At 46.0% G+C, this 16,802-nt stretch carries 15 protein-coding genes; 14 read left to right on the forward strand and 1 reads right to left on the reverse strand.

Going from position 1 to position 16,802, the window contains the following annotated elements; translation table 11 throughout:
- Nucleotide 1 precedes the first annotated feature (1 nt).
- From NYE54_RS09310 to NYE54_RS09350, 9 genes are read left to right on the forward strand one after another with little or no spacing between them, the layout of a single operon-like run.
- On the forward strand, nucleotides 2-4,465 hold the full coding sequence (locus NYE54_RS09310; RefSeq protein WP_339271746.1) for a hypothetical protein: 4,464 nt from the start codon (nucleotides 2-4) through the stop codon (nucleotides 4,463-4,465).
- A complete protein-coding gene (locus tag NYE54_RS09315) occupies nucleotides 4,466-5,002 on the forward strand; it encodes a phage tail domain-containing protein (protein WP_339271748.1) in 537 nt (178 codons plus the stop codon).
- Nucleotides 5,003-5,009: 7 nt separating this feature from the next.
- Nucleotides 5,010-5,447 (forward strand): hypothetical protein, encoded by a 438-nt coding sequence (locus NYE54_RS09320; protein ID WP_339271750.1) that lies wholly within the window; start codon nucleotides 5,010-5,012, stop codon nucleotides 5,445-5,447.
- Nucleotides 5,448-5,459: 12 nt separating this feature from the next.
- Nucleotides 5,460-8,165, forward strand: a complete 2,706-nt coding sequence (locus NYE54_RS09325; RefSeq protein ID WP_339271752.1) for a hypothetical protein — start codon at nucleotides 5,460-5,462, stop codon at nucleotides 8,163-8,165.
- Nucleotides 8,166-8,177: 12 nt separating this feature from the next.
- Nucleotides 8,178-8,972, forward strand: a complete 795-nt coding sequence (locus tag NYE54_RS09330) for a hypothetical protein (protein ID WP_339271753.1) — start codon at nucleotides 8,178-8,180, stop codon at nucleotides 8,970-8,972.
- Nucleotides 8,959-9,102 carry an XkdX family protein gene (locus tag NYE54_RS09335; protein ID WP_081742834.1) on the forward strand — a complete coding sequence of 48 codons (144 nt, stop codon included), beginning with the start codon at nucleotides 8,959-8,961 and terminating at the stop codon, nucleotides 9,100-9,102. The genes NYE54_RS09330 and NYE54_RS09335 overlap by 14 nt, the downstream gene beginning before the upstream one ends.
- A gap of 25 nt (nucleotides 9,103-9,127) precedes the next feature.
- Nucleotides 9,128-9,646, forward strand: a complete 519-nt coding sequence (locus tag NYE54_RS09340; protein WP_339271755.1) for a hypothetical protein — start codon at nucleotides 9,128-9,130, stop codon at nucleotides 9,644-9,646.
- Between the two features lie 12 nt (nucleotides 9,647-9,658).
- Complete coding sequence (locus NYE54_RS09345) at nucleotides 9,659-11,854, forward strand: prophage endopeptidase tail family protein (protein WP_339271757.1); 2,196 nt, start codon at nucleotides 9,659-9,661, stop codon at nucleotides 11,852-11,854.
- Between the two features lie 41 nt (nucleotides 11,855-11,895).
- Nucleotides 11,896-12,432, forward strand: coding sequence for a stalk domain-containing protein (locus tag NYE54_RS09350; RefSeq protein WP_339271759.1), 537 nt, complete (start codon nucleotides 11,896-11,898; stop codon nucleotides 12,430-12,432).
- 94 nt (nucleotides 12,433-12,526) lie between these two features.
- On the opposite strand, the gene NYE54_RS09355 is transcribed toward NYE54_RS09350, so the two are convergent.
- Nucleotides 12,527-12,796, reverse strand: coding sequence for a hypothetical protein (locus NYE54_RS09355; RefSeq protein ID WP_339271760.1), 270 nt, complete (start codon nucleotides 12,794-12,796; stop codon nucleotides 12,527-12,529).
- A 135-nt stretch (nucleotides 12,797-12,931) separates the two neighbouring features.
- On the opposite strand from NYE54_RS09355, the gene NYE54_RS09360 reads away from it, so the two are divergent.
- The 5 genes from NYE54_RS09360 (at nucleotide 12,932) to NYE54_RS09380 (ending at nucleotide 16,312) form a co-directional block, all read left to right on the forward strand.
- Nucleotides 12,932-13,123 carry a hypothetical protein gene (locus tag NYE54_RS09360; RefSeq protein WP_339271761.1) on the forward strand — a complete coding sequence of 64 codons (192 nt, stop codon included), beginning with the start codon at nucleotides 12,932-12,934 and terminating at the stop codon, nucleotides 13,121-13,123.
- Nucleotides 13,124-13,181: 58 nt separating this feature from the next.
- The gene (locus tag NYE54_RS09365) at nucleotides 13,182-13,379 is read left to right on the forward strand and encodes a BhlA/UviB family holin-like peptide (RefSeq protein WP_339271762.1); all 198 of its coding nucleotides are present in this window, start codon (nucleotides 13,182-13,184) and stop codon (nucleotides 13,377-13,379) included.
- Nucleotides 13,380-13,409: 30 nt separating this feature from the next.
- A complete protein-coding gene (locus NYE54_RS09370; protein ID WP_339271764.1) occupies nucleotides 13,410-13,676 on the forward strand; it encodes a phage holin family protein in 267 nt (88 codons plus the stop codon).
- Nucleotides 13,673-14,398, forward strand: coding sequence for an N-acetylmuramoyl-L-alanine amidase (locus NYE54_RS09375; protein WP_339271766.1), 726 nt, complete (start codon nucleotides 13,673-13,675; stop codon nucleotides 14,396-14,398). The genes NYE54_RS09370 and NYE54_RS09375 overlap by 4 nt, the downstream gene beginning before the upstream one ends.
- 213 nt (nucleotides 14,399-14,611) lie before the next feature.
- On the forward strand, nucleotides 14,612-16,312 hold the full coding sequence (locus NYE54_RS09380) for a PA14 domain-containing protein (protein WP_339271768.1): 1,701 nt from the start codon (nucleotides 14,612-14,614) through the stop codon (nucleotides 16,310-16,312).
- The last annotated feature ends 490 nt before the right edge of the window (nucleotides 16,313-16,802 follow it).

Consider the following 16,802-nt stretch of genomic DNA (forward strand, 5'->3'; position numbering starts at 1 on the left):
TATGGCTGTGGAGATTGGTGAATTGCGTGCTCGGATGACTGCTGAAGCGCAAGGTCTTAAAGCGGAAATTAAAGCTGTTAAACAAGAAATTTCAGGGCTTGGTGATCAAGGGAAGAAAACGGCGAGTGATATCAAAAGCATGGACACAGCATTTGATAAGATCGGGGCTTCTAAAGATAAAATCGCCCAGCTCACATCTGTTCTGGATAACGTTAACGCCAAGATTGAGATCCAGCGAAAAAAGCTCAGTGAGTTGAAGCAATCTTATGAGAACGCATTTAATGACCAGAAGAAGAGTAAGCTGCAGGAACAAATCCTGAATACTGAAGCTGCGTTAATGAGGCTGACACAAACGTCGGACCAGACTGCTCAAAAAATTTGGGAACTGGAGGATAAGGCGCAGAAAGCCGGTAGTGGTTTTAAAGCGCTGAACAATTCTTTAAAAGAGATCGGCTTGAGCTCGGGCCAGATCGACAAGATCAATAAATCAATTCAAAACGCGAATCCAGAACTGCTGGAGGAACAATTACGGCAGGTGCGAGAACAGCTTCGAATGATCGGTTTGGACGCTAAACATATTGATAAGATCGAGCAGGAGCTGAAGCAAGCGAATGCCGAGGTGCAAAACACCAAGAAGGGGATTGATGGTCTCGCTTCAGGGCTGACAGCTCTTGGTGCCGGTATGGCGACCAGGCAGCTCATTCAAACTTTTACTACACTGGCAAAGGAAGCAAGAGAGCTTGCAGATTCATATCAGGGGCTTACCGAGGTTTCCAAGGCATTACATGTCAACACGGAAAAAACAATCGGACTTGCTGAGGAACTATCGGATCGTTGGGGGCTCAGCAAGACGGCCATGAATGATACGGTAAAAACCTATCTCTCTGCCGGACTTACCTTGGAACAGACGAGGGAAATCATGATTGCAACAGCAGATGCCGCAGTCTACAACCGAGAAGCACATCTGAGTTGGGAAGAGGCAATCAAACAAGTAGCGCGAGGAGTCAAGGGGGGCAACTCCAATCTGACAGATGCAGCCGGCATTACGACAAACCTATCCGTCATGTACAAACGGTATGCTAAGACGATTGGTACAACAGCGGCTAAACTGACTGAGGCCCAAAAGCTTCAGGCTGCGTATAACGGAATCATGGCAGAGTCTGCAATGTTTGCAGGGAATGCTGATTCTGCCATGACAGGATACACCGGCACGCAGGCAACATTTAACCAAACCATAGAAATGGCTCGAGTGGAATTAGGAGAAGCTTTCTTGCCTGTCTTGGGTGAGATCATGCAGCGAATTACACCGATGATCAAGGACTTTGTCCTGTGGGCAGAAGCGAATAAAGAAGTTGTAGCTGGATTGGCCGCCGGGAGCATTGCCGTGCTTGGATTGATTACCGTCTTGGGTACCTTGGTTGTAAGCATTGTAGCTGTAACAGCAGCACTACGGGCTATGAATTTAGCCATGGGGCCAATTGGGTGGGCCATAACTGCATTGTCCTTGGTTGCTGCCGGAGTGGGGGCATACAAGCTTGCTGCAGATGCTGCATCCGAATCCGTTATGAAGTTTGCCGCTAATCAGGAACAGTTGAATCAAAAACTCTCCCAGTCACCAGCCAACCGGACGGCCGAGGATGTCAAAAAGCTTCAGGGCGATATTGAGACCTTGAACGAAATACTCGAAAGGCGTAAGGAATTAGAAGAGACGCTTGAAGGGATGCGCAGCAAACATGGATCCTACATCGAGCATGGTACCGGTTTTGCACCTCTGGAAGTCAAGAAAACGGTGGATGAGTTCGAGAAGCTTAATAAGCAACTGAAAGAGATGGATTTCAGCAATGCAGAAGAGGCTGGTACTGCTCTTAAAAATATGAGAGAAGAGGTTGAAAAGTCGACGCCTGCATTGATTGATATGGCCAAAGCGGAGTTGCAAGACGTTGCTGCGAAGAATAGCAAGATTCTCGAAATGGAGAAAACGCTGAAACGCTACAAAGAGCTCAATTCCGTTCAAAAGCTGGATGAGGCTCAGAAGCAAGAACTAGTTACGGTCACCAACACACTCGCGAAACAATATCCTGGCCTGCAGGCGCATATGGACAAGGAAGGGCGACTTCGGATCGAAAACATTGGTTACGTTGAAGATCAGATCAGTGTTGAGAGGAACATGATCACGGCTTCGGTCGAGTCTGCTAAGGCTCAGATTACCAACCTTAAGGAAACAACCAAAGCACAAAAAGCAGCTGTGGAAGCCCAAATCAAGAACTACCAAGCCTTGGCACGTGTGATGGCTTCGATTTCTGGCAAGGCGTTGGATATTGGAATGACCGAAGGTAAAGGATCTTTGGCGCGCGTTGGTGGAATGGTTGGCGGCATCGTTAGCGCTGGTGTTCAAGCTCAAGCTAATGCGGCTGCAGCCAAGATGGCAGAGGAGCAAAACAGATTCGCTGCGGCGGAACTGGAAGCGGATAGAGCCCTTGATAACCTCACAAGCGGCAATCTCGACGCTTTTGCATACAAACCGCGTGATCTTGGTGGTGGGGCCGATGATGATGAGAAAAAGAAAAAGAAAAAGAAAAAAAAGAAAGAGAAAAAGGGCAAGTCTGCAGCTGAACTTGCCAAGGAACAACGCCAGGCTGCTTATGACGCTGACATGGCAACGGCCCGTTATAACGCGGAGTATTATGACCAGACACCTGAGCAACAATTGAAAGCTTTGAAGAAGATACAGGCTAATCACAAACAACACCTCAAAGAAACTATAGCGGATCAGCGGGAATTGAATCTGCAGATGAAGCGTCTGCAAGAGGATAGTGCCAAGTCGATTTACGAAGCGTCTGCTACTTGGATTGATCGCCAAGAACGGAAGATGGAAGAGTCGTATAAAAGTGAAACCCAAATAGCGCAGATGAAGGTGGAAATGTGGACGAAAGTTCGCGATCGCTACAAAAAAGACAGCGAGTATTACAAGGATGCGGATGAGGAACTGATTCGAGCTCGCGAAGAACTGAATAAAGCTCAGTATGCTGCATCATCTGAATGGATCAGTAAAGAAGAACGCCGGATGCAGGACTCCTATAAGAGCGAAACCCAAATCGCCCAGATGAAAATAGACAGCTGGACTCGAGTACGAGATCGATATCACAAAGATAGTGAAGAGTACAAGAAGGCTGATGAGGAGGTATACCGCGCTCGTAAGCAATTATTGAAATCCCAATTTGCTGATTCAGAGGAATGGATTGCAAAGGAAGAGCGCCGCATGGAGGAAGCCGACAAAACGGAAAATGAAATCACACAGATGAAGCTGACCGCATGGACACGGGTCCGGGATCGGTACCATAAAGATTCGGATGAATATAAGCGAGCGGATGAAGAAGTATACCGCGCCCGCAAGTCATTGATCCAGGATATGAAGAAAGAGACTGGTGACTTCTTCAATGCTCAGAAAAAGAAACTGGATGAGTCCCTTAAGGCTGAACTAGACGGGATTGAAGCCCGGAAGAAGGCATATGTTGATGCGCAGAACGAGAAGATCAAAGCTATTGACGATCTGATCGCGAAAGAGCAGGAATTGAACGTTGATGAGGATTATGAAACCCAGCTCGCGAAAAAGCTTGCACGTCAGGAAGAATTGAGCACTGCCGTCTCTCCGGAAGGCAAAAAGGCACTGGCCGACATTACGGAGGAGATCGAGCGAATGCAGCTCGAGCGCAGCCGGGAACTCCGCAAGCGCGATTTGGAAGACCAGAAGCAGAAACTGGTTGATGAAAAGGATGAAAAAGAGAAGGCGTATGCTGAAGAGAGACGGGATACCGAAGCCCGTTACAACGCCTTGAAGGATGCTTTTGAGAGCCACAAAGATGATATCCAGTTCATCGAGAATGCAATCAAGGATTTCAGGATCGGCGCCAATGAAACGGCCAATCAACAAATCTTAAGCGATCTGGATCAATTCGTTTCAGTGTATAATGCGAAATTGTCCAACATCGCTAAAGTGTCGGATCCTTCAGGTGGCGCTAATTTGGACCTGCAGGAGTATAACGCGAACAAGGATGCTTGGGCTGCTGCTAAGGCACGGGGAGACACTGCTGAGATGGCAAGGCTCACAGCTCGAAATGAAGAATTGCGAAGACTGTACGGCGTTGAAAAGGATACTGGCAAGATGCAAGCCTTCAAAGACGGGGGAGTCGTCCAGGGAAGCCCTGGGGAAGCAGTACCGGTAATCGCCCACGCTGGCGAGATGTATTTGAACCCAGCACAGCAAAACACGCTTTGGAAGTTGGTCAGCGGGCAAGTGGCGGCGCCTACGGCAAGCAAAACGGATCCGGTGGTCATGCAGATGGTTAATCATATCGACATGTCAATCGAACATGTGGATGTTCAGGATCCAACGGATGCCGAGATCCTTTATTCCGAGCGTGAGCGGACTTTCCGGCGACTGGCGACAACAGGAGGTGGGAAGTAAATGGACGTGTCTGTAAATGGAGAATGGATTTCGGGAACAGGCGCAGTGCTGGTTTACCGGAACATACCCGGTTTGCCAGAAGCGACGGAGAATACCGTGCAGATCGCCGAGCGGGACGGAGAAATTGATTTTGGAAGTACGTATGGAGCCCGGCCAGTTGGCCTGGGCTTTTTTATTACCAGCGATTATGACACAACTGTTTCCTTGCTTATGCGCCAATTTAACACCCGACGCGGCGTTCTGGATCTAGTGTTTTCAGACCGCCCTGGCAAACACTATTTTGCTCAGTACCGCAGTACGATGAGTTGGGACGAATCGACCGGAAACCGAGTGATCGATATACCGCTCAAGATGTACGACCCATTTCCCGAGAGTGACGAGAAGATTACAGAATTGAATATCACACGGTCACCGCAAGTGGTATCCGTCCAATCTCTTGGTGATGAGCGGGCCAGTCCAGTTATCGTACTCACCAATGTCGGAACGACCACGCTGCAGAGCTTCAAAATTCGTAACGAATATCTCATGGAAGGATGATTGATTGATGAACATGTCCAATTATTTGGCCGCGGCATTGCTGAATCAGGTGTTCCGGAATGCAGCCTATACCCGGCCAACGAAGCTTTACTTGGCACTGTATATCAGTAACCCAACGGGGGCCGACACGGGGCAGGAGGTAACCGGCGGCGGGTATGTCCGTCAGGAAGTGACGTTTGGCGCACCAACCATCGAGAATTACACTATTTATCACCCGACGACAGGGCAACAGGTCACAGTATCAAAACAAACGATTAAAAACAGTGCTGACGTTGTCATGCCGACGGCTACAGCGGACTGGGGGCAAGTATCGCATATAGGGATCCGGGACGCCGCCACCGGAGGGAATCTGCTGTACTTTGGCGCGCTAGAAACCCCGCGCAGTATCCTGTCCAATGACATCTTTAAAATGCTGACCGGGCAAATTGTATGCACACTGGCGTAAGGAGGATTTGAAATGAAAACCATGTATCCGGCACAAGTAAATAGCCCGGGGACGGAGTTGGCCGCCGCGATCGATGCGGCACAAGATACAATCCAGGTCGCAGATGGATCAGTTCTTCCGGATGGCCCAAACTTGCTCACGATCGGCACGGACGAAGCTGCCGAAACAATCCTGTATACCGATAAGACAGGAGATGAAATGACGGGGATCACGCGGGGATTTCAAGGCACCGCACAGAGCTGGGCAGTGGGAACAAAAGTCGCACGTTACTTTACCGCCTATGACCACGATGCAGCTATCGGCAACATCAGCGAGCTTTCAACTGGACTGACTGCAGCCAGGGACCGCCTCGACACCGTACAGCGTCAGGGCGTCGTACTTAACGCCGGGATGCAGATCCTTAACGCACAACGGCGTGCGGCTTTTTCGTTGAGTGGGATTAAGGGGCGTACGTTGGTTAACTTGTTGGGGCGGGATGGCGGTTTTGAAGTCATAGGTAACTGGATGCAGAATGGGGCCTATATATCGTTAGACTCTGTTAATTACCTCTACGGATCAAAGTCCCTAAAGGTGGAATCGGCAGGTCATGAAGCATGGGGCGGGTCTACATGGATTCCTCTAACGCTAGATAAGTCTAAATATTACGTGGTACTGGTGGATGTAAAGAATATAAACTCGTCCGGCGGATCTGCGATGGTATCCATCGGCGGAGTAACGAATAAGAACGGTAACCCGGTAAGTACAAAGGATAGATTTTCCCCGTCGTGTATTTTAATTAGTCCTAATGACATGACTAACGCGACAACATCGTCCCTACATGCAATGGTTAGCGGTAGTTCCGGACAGTCTGCCTATTTCGATGGATACCGCATCTATGAGATAACGGCGGCGGAATATACAGCACTTAGCGGAATGACCCCTGAGCAAATCGCCGCCAAATACCCATACGTCGATAGCGTTCAGCCTGTACGAAATCCGTATGCGATTCGGTACGGGGAGAATCTGTTGCCGCCATTTTATGAAGCCAGCTTCAAGACTAAGGAGTCCGACATTATCGGGCCTTATACGTATGTACAAACAGCTGAGTCTACGAATGCCTGGACACGTCTTCCAGTTACTGTACTCCCACAAACGGACTATACTCTCTCCTTTTCAACTTTAAATGGTAAGGGCAAGTTAGCCGTTTTTTCAGCTGACGAACAGACTATACTCCTTAATTACGGACAGGGAGCAAGAACGTTCAATAGCGGTAATGTAACACAACTAGTTATATATGTTAGCGGTTTAGCTGATACCGTGGATACTATTATCAATCCGATGCTAAACGTAGGTCGTACAGCCAAATCATTCAAACCGCGCGAAGACTCCATGCTCGCGTTGCAAACGGACTTATACGCCGATCCGCTGACAGGGGCGAATGCTGACGAAGTGTTCGAGAAGGACGGGCAGTACTTCAAGCTAGCGAAGTGGAAGAAAGTTACACTGAATGGGTCATTGAACTGGACGCTTTTTGATGCGCAAACTGGATCAAAGCGTTTATTTTTAAGTATTTCTGGTGGTGTAACTTCAAGTAATACTGTTGTTAAATTCGACGGTTCTGTTCTCAAGAATAACGTTGATACTTACTCAATACCCGACTCAGCCGCACTTAACAGTTCAGGTCTATTCTTGAATGTCAAAAATTCAGACAGCGGATGGGGAGACAACTACACGCCGACAGCCGACGAGATTAAGGCGTATTTTATGGGTTGGCGAATGTATAACGATGATGCGGGGCAGGCCGGAGAGCCCTATAACGGGACAGGTACAAAAGTATGGAATAGCATCCCTGGTTGGGGAACACCGACATACTACACTGGAACTCTGCCCACGACTCTGGCAGTAGATTGGACGCCTTACCAACTCGTATATCAACTCGCAACGCCAACGGTCGAGCCTATCGTTTCCGAAGGTATGCTGACGTTTAACGAGGGTGATAACCTGATCGAAGTTGGGACGGGGATTGTAGTTCGGGAGAGCGTGAAACCCGTAGCTGATCCATATAGCCAGCATCAAATTAATGCTGGGTGGGCTGGAGGAGAGTCTTCGCGACTGAAAAACAAGGTATCTCAGATTCTCAGCATATTTAGAAATGGAAGAGATGACTACAGTTGGTTGACCGACCCAATTGACGCATACGGCAAGGTTCGTAAGATAATCAAGGATGCAAACTACGACCCATCTGCTGTGTATTCCGTCACATACCTGATGCTTGACAAGTTTCCGGTCATGCCTATCACCGGATCATATGCAGCTAACGAAAAGGCCATGCTCCAAGAATTGACGGATGCCGTCCAGCAGAATGCGACTTCTGTATCCGTGCTGATGAATAAAAAGGTCGACAAAGACGCCCCCGCCGTTCAAATTACGCCGACATTACTCAATGGATGGGTTGAGTACCAAGACGGGTATCATCCGGTAAGGTATTACAAGGATTCGTCAGGGGTTGTTCACTTAACCGGACTGGTCAAAAGTGGGGCTGTGTCATCCATCCTTTTCAAGTTGGCTAGTGGATTCCGACCAAATTCTTCGCTAATGTTTGCTGCACATGCGAGCATAAATAGCACGGTTCGGATAGATGTGTATAAAAACGGAGAAATTTTCTTCAACTACGTGGGACAATGGGACGCTAATGCTTGGGTCAGCTTGGACGGGATAATGTTTCTCGCCGAGCAATAAAGGAGGTAGCACATGAAAGCAGTACCTAAAGTAAATATAGATGGCCTTTATTTAGAGGATACGATTGTGGACGATGCCTTTAACGGTGTCGTCCCTTTTTATGCGGACATCGAGCCGCAGCCGCCCGCCGATCCGGACGAAGTAGAGCAGGAGCCAGCACCAGAAGCCGAGCAGCCGGTTGAAACGCCGGAATCGGAGATCGCCGGATATATTGTATCTATCGCGGTTACTCCTGGCTTATATCGTCCACGTTTCGATCTTGATGGCTGGGAAGCGTATCAAGACGCGGAAAGCGCCGCAAAAGACGTATTTCAAGCCGAATATGATAAGTGGGCCGCGTTGCCAGAAGAGGAACGAGGGGAGCCGCCAATCTATCAAGCACCAATACAGCCGACGTTATGGATCGAAGGGTTAACGCCCGAGGAAATCAAGGAGATCACGCGACCGCAGCCACAGGAGCCGACAGAGATTGAATTATTGACGGTTGTAGTAGAGGGAATCCAGCAACAAAACGCACAACTGCAGGAGGCAGTAGTTTCTTCCGGGGAAGAGTTATCCGCGGTAAAAACAGCGAGCGCTGAACAAAAAATGACGTTAAGCGCCCTCGGCTCGGAGCAGGTCAAGCAAGACCTTTCGACGCTGGACCTCAAGCAACAGAACAATGTAATCGGTGCGGAGCTGGTCAGGAAGGATATTTCAATTCTTGATCTATACATGCAAGGCCAAGTGCTCGGCCAGATGCTGGCTGCACTGGAATTGAAATTATTAGCCAATGGAACAGGAGGAGAATCGAATGTTCAACAGTGATTTTGAAAGATTGTCCTATTACTACGAGAAGAAATGGGTGTCCGATGTTCAACTTCGGCTTTACGTTCAGTTCGGCGTCATCTCCGCCGCAGAGTTTAAGGTAATCACCGGAAAAGACTATAAGGGTTGATTCTTGACCGGAGAGGAGGGGGCGTATGTTCGGAGGACCATTCAACAGGCAGCCGTTTAATCGTCCCGTAACGATGTTCGTGTTTGGCCGGGCTGTCCTCATCGGGTGCGCAGGGATTATGGCTTCTTCGGCGGTCGAGATGACCGGTCAAGCCAACATGAATGGAGAAGGCGGGATGACGGCCGACTTTATTCGTGAAATATCCTTTGCTGCTCAGATGGATGCCGACAGCGGGATAAGCATCGGCTTCGTCCGGGAGCGGCTGCAGCGAGCCATCATGCATGGCATTTCATCCCTGCAGGGGAAGGCAAGCCGGTACCATGTCGACGAGATCGAATTTACTGGGCCGTTCGTTCCCGGTGACATCATCGTGATTGACAGTGAGAAGTTCAAGATCACACGGAACGGGGAGAACGTCTCCCATTTGTACAAGGGAGATTTCTTCGACCTGAACCTCGGGAGAAATAATCTTACCTGGACAGACCCGGCCACCGGGCGGACGATACTCTTCCGAATTACTCACCGCGATAAGTTTTTGTATTAGGGAGGCGATACATTGCCTAATCCAACATTGCAGGTATTCGACAAGAATTTGAAGCGTACCGGCACGCTGATCGATGCCTATAACATTGAACGACGAAGACGGCTCAATAGCGATTATGAGCTGTCTTTTTTAGTGCCTATGACCAGCGAGGACTATTTGGAAAAGATCCAGATCAAGGGCCACGTCCGGGATGAGCGCGGGCAATATTACGTGATCAATACCCGGCAGCGGCAGCGGGATAAGAAGAAGCTGACGGCACAAATCACCTGCACGCATGTGATGTTCAAACTTAACGATTACAAGGTACCGTATGACGAGTACATCGATGAGGCTTACGGGACCCACATCTCGACGTTGATAAATAAAATCAGCGCATGGACCGGCGGCCGCTTTACATTCCAGATTCACGACACTTTCGATATGTGGGATATTAAGGACTTCGGCCGGACGACTGCACTCGCTGCGCTGAATCAGGTAATAAACACATACAAAGCTGAGATCCGACCAGATAACTTTGTGATTCATATCCATAAGAAGATCGGTTCTCAGAATGATCGGTACGAATACCGGACGAAGAAGAACATCATTTCCGATTCGTTTAAGGACGACAGCACAAACCTTGTAACCCGAATGTATGCTCATATGAAAGACGGTCGGACGTGGGTTGGGATGTCTGCAGATAACCTGACAGCCGAAGAACGAAGCCTCCTCCAGTCGGTACCGGGGGCCATTCAGAACGGGAAGATCATGGTTAACTATCTGCTTTCCCCATATGTGAATTATTGGGGCAGTGATTCGGTACCGTACTTCGACGGCGAAAACATCCAGCAGAATATTGAAGATCCCGTGGAGCTATTAAAGTCCACACGGGAGGAGCTGCGGAAAAAGGAAATGCCGGAATTTGAAATCACGATAACAGCAGCGGACCTGCACAAGATCGATAGGGAGGAACACCCACCAGACCTGGGGGACGCTGCTTCAGCGTATGATCCGAAGATGGAAATGAACCGGATAGCGATGCGGATCGTGGAGCTGGTTGAGTACCCATATTCGAACGATCAGCACAGCAAAGTCATGCTGGCCAACTTTGCCCTGAAGGATGACATCGACCTGATTGCAGACCTTGAACGTTCCCGGAAGGTGATGGATAACCTGCTTTCCGGCGGGAAGATCCGGACAGAGGTATTTGAAGCTGCAGCGAAACAAGCAATCACGGACATAAACAATTCCAAGACGGAATTGGTCTATCCACCGGAAGGCGGTATTCTGGCCAGGGAGAAAAATAACCTCAACAATCAAGTAAGGTTCACAGCTGCCGGCATAGGTATTTCAACGGATGGCTGGCAAACCATTAGATCGGCTATTACTGCCCGCGGAGTAGTAGCTGAAACGATTATCGGCCAGCTCGGGAGCTTCGTATCCATGCTGATCGGCAGCGGCAATAACATAACCCAGATCAACACGAACGGCATTGCTGCAGGTCATGCAAACTTCGGCAGCGCTCCATTTCGGGTGGACATGCAGGGCAATGTGGTAGCCAATCGGTTAACAGCGAACTCGGCCAATATCTACTCGTCGAACTTTATGAATGGGGCCATTGTGGGTTCGTCCATTAATGTAGGGAATGGAATGTTCACGGTTAGCTCAGGCGGGCACATGGTCGCACAAAGTGGGGAGTTTAGAGGAAGGATATCTGCTTCAACAATTGACGGTACTAACATCACCGGCGGGGACATCTTAGGTAGCCGAATCCGGACAGCTTCCTATGGAGAGCGCATTGAACTTGATCCAGACGGATTTGTTTTCTACGATGGTTATAATGCTAGACGTGTAACCCTCGGAACCAATCCTTCAGCGAATATTTCAGGGCATACTTATTATAATTCTTCTGGGCAGTCACAAGGGCTGATTTATGCAATTGATTATGAACTACACGTGATAGGTAATTATGGGCTACGCTTAGGATCCAGCAGCGGGATTACTAATTTACAAGGGAGCGTTCACTTTTCAAATGGCTCATCTGTAACAGGACTTAGTATTTTAAGCATAAGTGGTCTACAATCAGAGCTATTATCATTACGATCACAAATAGACTCACTCAGAAATTCCTATAACAATCACAGGCATTCAGTCACACTTCCAACCCATAATCACGGACGAACGGAAAACCAAAATTGGGGTGGGACCTTCCCAACCTCAACTCCGTAGGGTATCATAATGGCAAATCTACCAACGGAGGTATCCACAGAATGAAGAAATGGGCATATTTATTAGGTGGCATTGTAATTGGGGCTCTAGTAGCTACATCCGGCAGTGCTGTTGCAGCTCAAGTTAAGAGTATGGTTGGACAGAAAGTAACTGGTGAATATAAGGTCATCGTTAATGGTAAGGAGCTTCAGGACAAAGGTGCTGTTATTGGTGGAAGAACTAATGCGCCTGTTCGAGCCATTTCCGACTCTATAGGGGCTGAACTAAAAGTGGATAATAACACAAAGACGATCACAATTATGACGAATAATTCTTCGGATGTGTCTTCATCTTCTAAAGGAAACGAAGTAAACAACTTACAAGTGTCACTACTACTGGAGCAAAAAAAATTCTTAGAGGAGGAAATAGAAAAGTTAGAACAGGTGAAAAAACATGACGAGGAACAGTACGCTCTTTTACAAGAAGGATTACCTAAAGACTTACTAAAAGATTCACTTTTCAGCGTTAACAAGCAGATAACTGAAAAAAATCAGGAATTGAACAAGATTAACGCTGAACTTGAAGAGTTAAATAAATAATACACAATCAATAAAGGGTCTCATCAAATCTGATGAGGCCCTTTTGTTGTGCAGATACAAATTAATAATCCACCTGTTTAGGCGGATTATCAGACTATACATTTTCTGTCGTACCGGCGTTTATACGAACAGCTTTGGTTTGGTCTTTCTTGATGTCCTGCACCACTTCAAGAATTAGACCCAGGGCATAGATAATTGATCCTGTAACGATTCCACTAACCCACCAGATGGCAGATAGAATCCAAGCAGAGTCTTCTATTCCTAACAGGTACATCAATTCATTTTCTGTTCCAAGGAAGAAGAAACCCACGGCCGCAATCAGACCACCTAGTACAACTCCAAGGACCTTTAAAAAATCTGACAAAACAATTCCCCCTAAAGATAATTTACAGGGGTAATGATAACAGAATGAGGAAGTATTTTCCATGATATTTAAAATGAACAGGTCGAATTTAGAGCCTAAATAGGCTCTTTTATTTTGCCTGAGAGGAGGTGTCATATGGCAAGGATGACGAAGGTAGAGCTGCTTATCGATCTGACAACTCCGGTAGAAGAAATTGCCGCAGTGATTAACATTATGCTTCAAGCATATCCGGACCAGTGGCTCGAAATCTTACAAGCAGTTGATCATGATATCGGTGAGACACTCGCTAAATTACAGAAGTCCGACAAATCTGAGAATGAAGAATAGTTATGTGCCTATGGGTGGTCCAGGGGCTATTTCTATTAGAGATACAGGGGGAAGGGCGATGGAGAATGAAGTCGTTAAATACTTTATAACACAAGGACCATTTGCCTTGTTATTTGTATGGCTGCTAATTTATGTGATGCGAGCCAACAAGGAACGAGAGGGTAGATTACAGGATTTGTTGGACAAGTTTAGTGATAAATATGACGTGATTATCGGAGAACTTCGAGACATCAAAGATCGATTCCCAAGGCACTGATAAATAAAAATTTGAGAGGTTGTGTGAAATATGGAATGGAAAATGATTTTTGAACTTATTGATCCGCGGCTACTAATCGTTGTGGCTGCATGCTGGGTTATTGGCTGGGTTCTGAAGAGAACCCCTAAAGTTCCGGATTGGAGCATCGTATACATTGTGATAATCGTTGCTGTCTGGTTGACGATCGGTCTGCTTGGATGGTCGGTTGAAGCGATTATTCAGGGAATCCTTGCAGGGTCCTTTGCTGTATTTGGACACCAGGCAATCAAACAAACGAAAGAAGGGATTAAGTTATGAGGAAGGTATGGATTGATGCTGGTCATGGCGGGAAGGACCCGGGAGCTGTTGGTAATGGCCTTAAGGAAAAGGATATTGTCTTAGCGGTATCCCTCGGAGTGAAGAAGAAGCTGGAAAGTGATTACGAGGGAGTACAGGTGGAACTCTCTCGATCAACGGATGTATTTCTTGAGCTCAAAGAGCGGACGGATGCGGCCAACAAAGCCGTGGCGGATCTGCTGGTTTCCATACACTGTAACGCAGGCGGTGGCGCTGGTGGGTTTGAATCCTTCAGGTATACCAATGCTTCAGCTGCCTCACGGTCCCTACAAAATGTGCTGCATTCCGAGATCATGATTGCACTTAAGCCGTATAATGTGAGAGATCGTGGACAGAAGGCTGCGAACCTGCACATGTGCCGTGAATCTAAGATGCCGGCAGTTTTGACCGAAAACCTGTTTATCGATGTGGCGAATGATGCAGTGAAGCTTAAACGGCAGGATGTTATTGATGCATTGATTGCCGGTCATGTCGCGGGGATCGCGAAATATCTGGGACTCAAGAAAAAGGAGGGTAAACCTATGAGTAATCCAAACCGCGATATTAATGTGGCAAGCCCTTGGGCAGTATCTGCGTGGGAAGCAGCGACAAAGCTAGGATACTTTGATGGAACACGCCCTGGTTCACCCATTACACGTGAAGAATTGGCTATTGTCATAATGCGAATGGAAAACAAGAAGTAATTTACAAATTGTCCCAATTGGTTTATGATTAAATTACAAAACCGATGGCATCGGTAAAAAGAACCTCGCTGGCTTAGGCTGGTGGGGTCTTTTTTTGTTTTTAGAAAAGTATGAACTCCTTGTTACATAAAAAGGAGCTCAATGAAGTGTCATTTAATATTTAATGAAACCGATATTATAATAGAATACTTATTTTGAAAGGAGATATTTTAATTGAAATCATTTATTAAAAAAGGATTTAATTTACTATTAGCTTCAGGGTTAATCGCATCAGTGTTACTGCAAGCAGAAGTTACAAACGCGTCATCAGTTCCATTTACTCAGGGGGCAGGATATCAGCAAGGAGCTTATGATACAGAAGCTATGCAACCAGTAGGTTATAATTGGGATCACAACTCACGATATGCTGGAGTTACAAAAAATCCATTTGTTAAGTGGACATATCAAACTAAAGGAGTAAATCCATTACCTTTAGTAATTGATAGAGATGGAACAGTAATTACAACAAGTCGCAATGTTTCGGCTGATACCAGTGAAATATATGCTATAAATTCAGATGGGAGCTTGAAGTGGAAGACATTAATGGGTGGACAAAGTTTGTATACTTCACCAGTAATAAGTGCTGATAAAAATCTTATAATGCAGGATAATTATTCTCTCATAAACATTAATAGTGACAATGGAACAAAGATGTCATTTAGTGACAGTTTTATAAATAAGATAAATTATTTCTACGAACCAGTTATTGATAGAGAAGGAACAGTGTACACAGCTGGCGTTGGACCAACTAGTGCTTTGATTGCTTTCAAACCTGACGGAAAAGTAAAATGGTCAACGGGAAATTCTAGTTATTATAAAAGTGATATGGTTCTATCTAAAGAAGGAAAATTGTACTTCAAATATAGTGGGAAAGGTTACAATTTATTAACCGCCTATAATTCAGTGAACGGCAACAAATTATGGGACTATGGTATAGAGGTCTATGGTAGTAATGGTATTGGAACTGTACCTGCTATTGGAAGCGATGGAACAATATACATTGTTGATGCATCGGGATATATACATGCAATAAATCCTGATGGTAGTGTTAAATGGAAAAAAGAATTACCAAATAGCTTAAATAAAAATGTTGCTGACCCTATAGTCGGAAGAAACGGTTCAATTTATGTGCCTCACCCTGATAAAAACCTATACGCTTATGATTCTTTCGGAAATCCAAAGTGGGTTTTTAAAACCACTAGTAAAGTATCCACTCCTCTAATTGATAAAAATAATAATATATATTTTGTTGAGGGCAAGAATGTAAAAGCAATAAACTCGGATGGTCAAGAGATATGGTCATACACATTGGATTGGTATGATAATGCTCATGGATATAGTGTAGCAATAGCCTCAGATGGAACAATCTATGTTGAAGATAATCAAGGGAAATTATATGCAATTGGTGGTGATGTTGAAGTAAGTACTCCAACCAACCCAGAAGAGGGACAACACGGATTACGCGCTGAGTATTTCAACAATGATGACTTAACAGATAAAAAGGTAGATCGAATAGATTCCAATATAGATTTTGATTGGGACTTAGGTTCTCCAGATCCATTAATCGATCCAGAAACGTTTTCAGTACGATGGACAGGAAAGATTCAATCAGAACGTACAGGTACTCATAACTTTCATATTTATTCAGATGATGGAGCCAGATTGTGGATCAACAATAAGTTGATAATTGATCATTGGGTTCCCCAAGGTGATGGAGAGTTAACAGGCCAAATTTGGTTAGAGGCCGGTGAAAAATACGACTTTAAAATGGAGTATTTTAACGGAGCGACTTATGGGCGTGCTCAGCTTTCATGGTCCGATAGTGATTTTTTGTTTAAGGAAGTAATATCATCTAAAGCTTTCTATTTGAATTAATTTAAGGTATGCAAAAACCCTGTCCGCTTAAATACTGGCAGGGTTTTCTTTATTTTTATTACGATTCTTAATCCAATCGAATAGTGCCCGTGATTGTTCCAGTGTGTAAAAATTCTTGAAGAACTCTATACTGATTGCCATGTCGGACATATCCAAATATTCTTGTAGTAGGTCCTCTGTAACATAAAAACAAAATTCTCCATGCGCGTTAAACGTGGTGAACTGAATCTCTTCCATCTTCTTGATCCTTCCTTGGCATGTTTACACGTATCTTACCTTATAGTTGCTTATATCCAACTCAAGAAAATTCCGCATAATTGGACCAAAACAAATATGTAACAACGTGACAACGTAACTACCTCATTATAAAAATCCCAAAAATGTATTCTGCACGATTGTTCAGGAGGGCCCTTGTAATGTTGGTGGTGACTTTTCCCTTAAATGATAATAATCCCCGTAAGAGGAAGGTATTTAGACCTATTTGTCGAAT

Origin of the sequence: Paenibacillus sp. FSL K6-1330 (assembly GCF_037976825.1) — a bacterium.
GTDB lineage: Bacteria > Bacillota > Bacilli > Paenibacillales > Paenibacillaceae > Paenibacillus_AQ.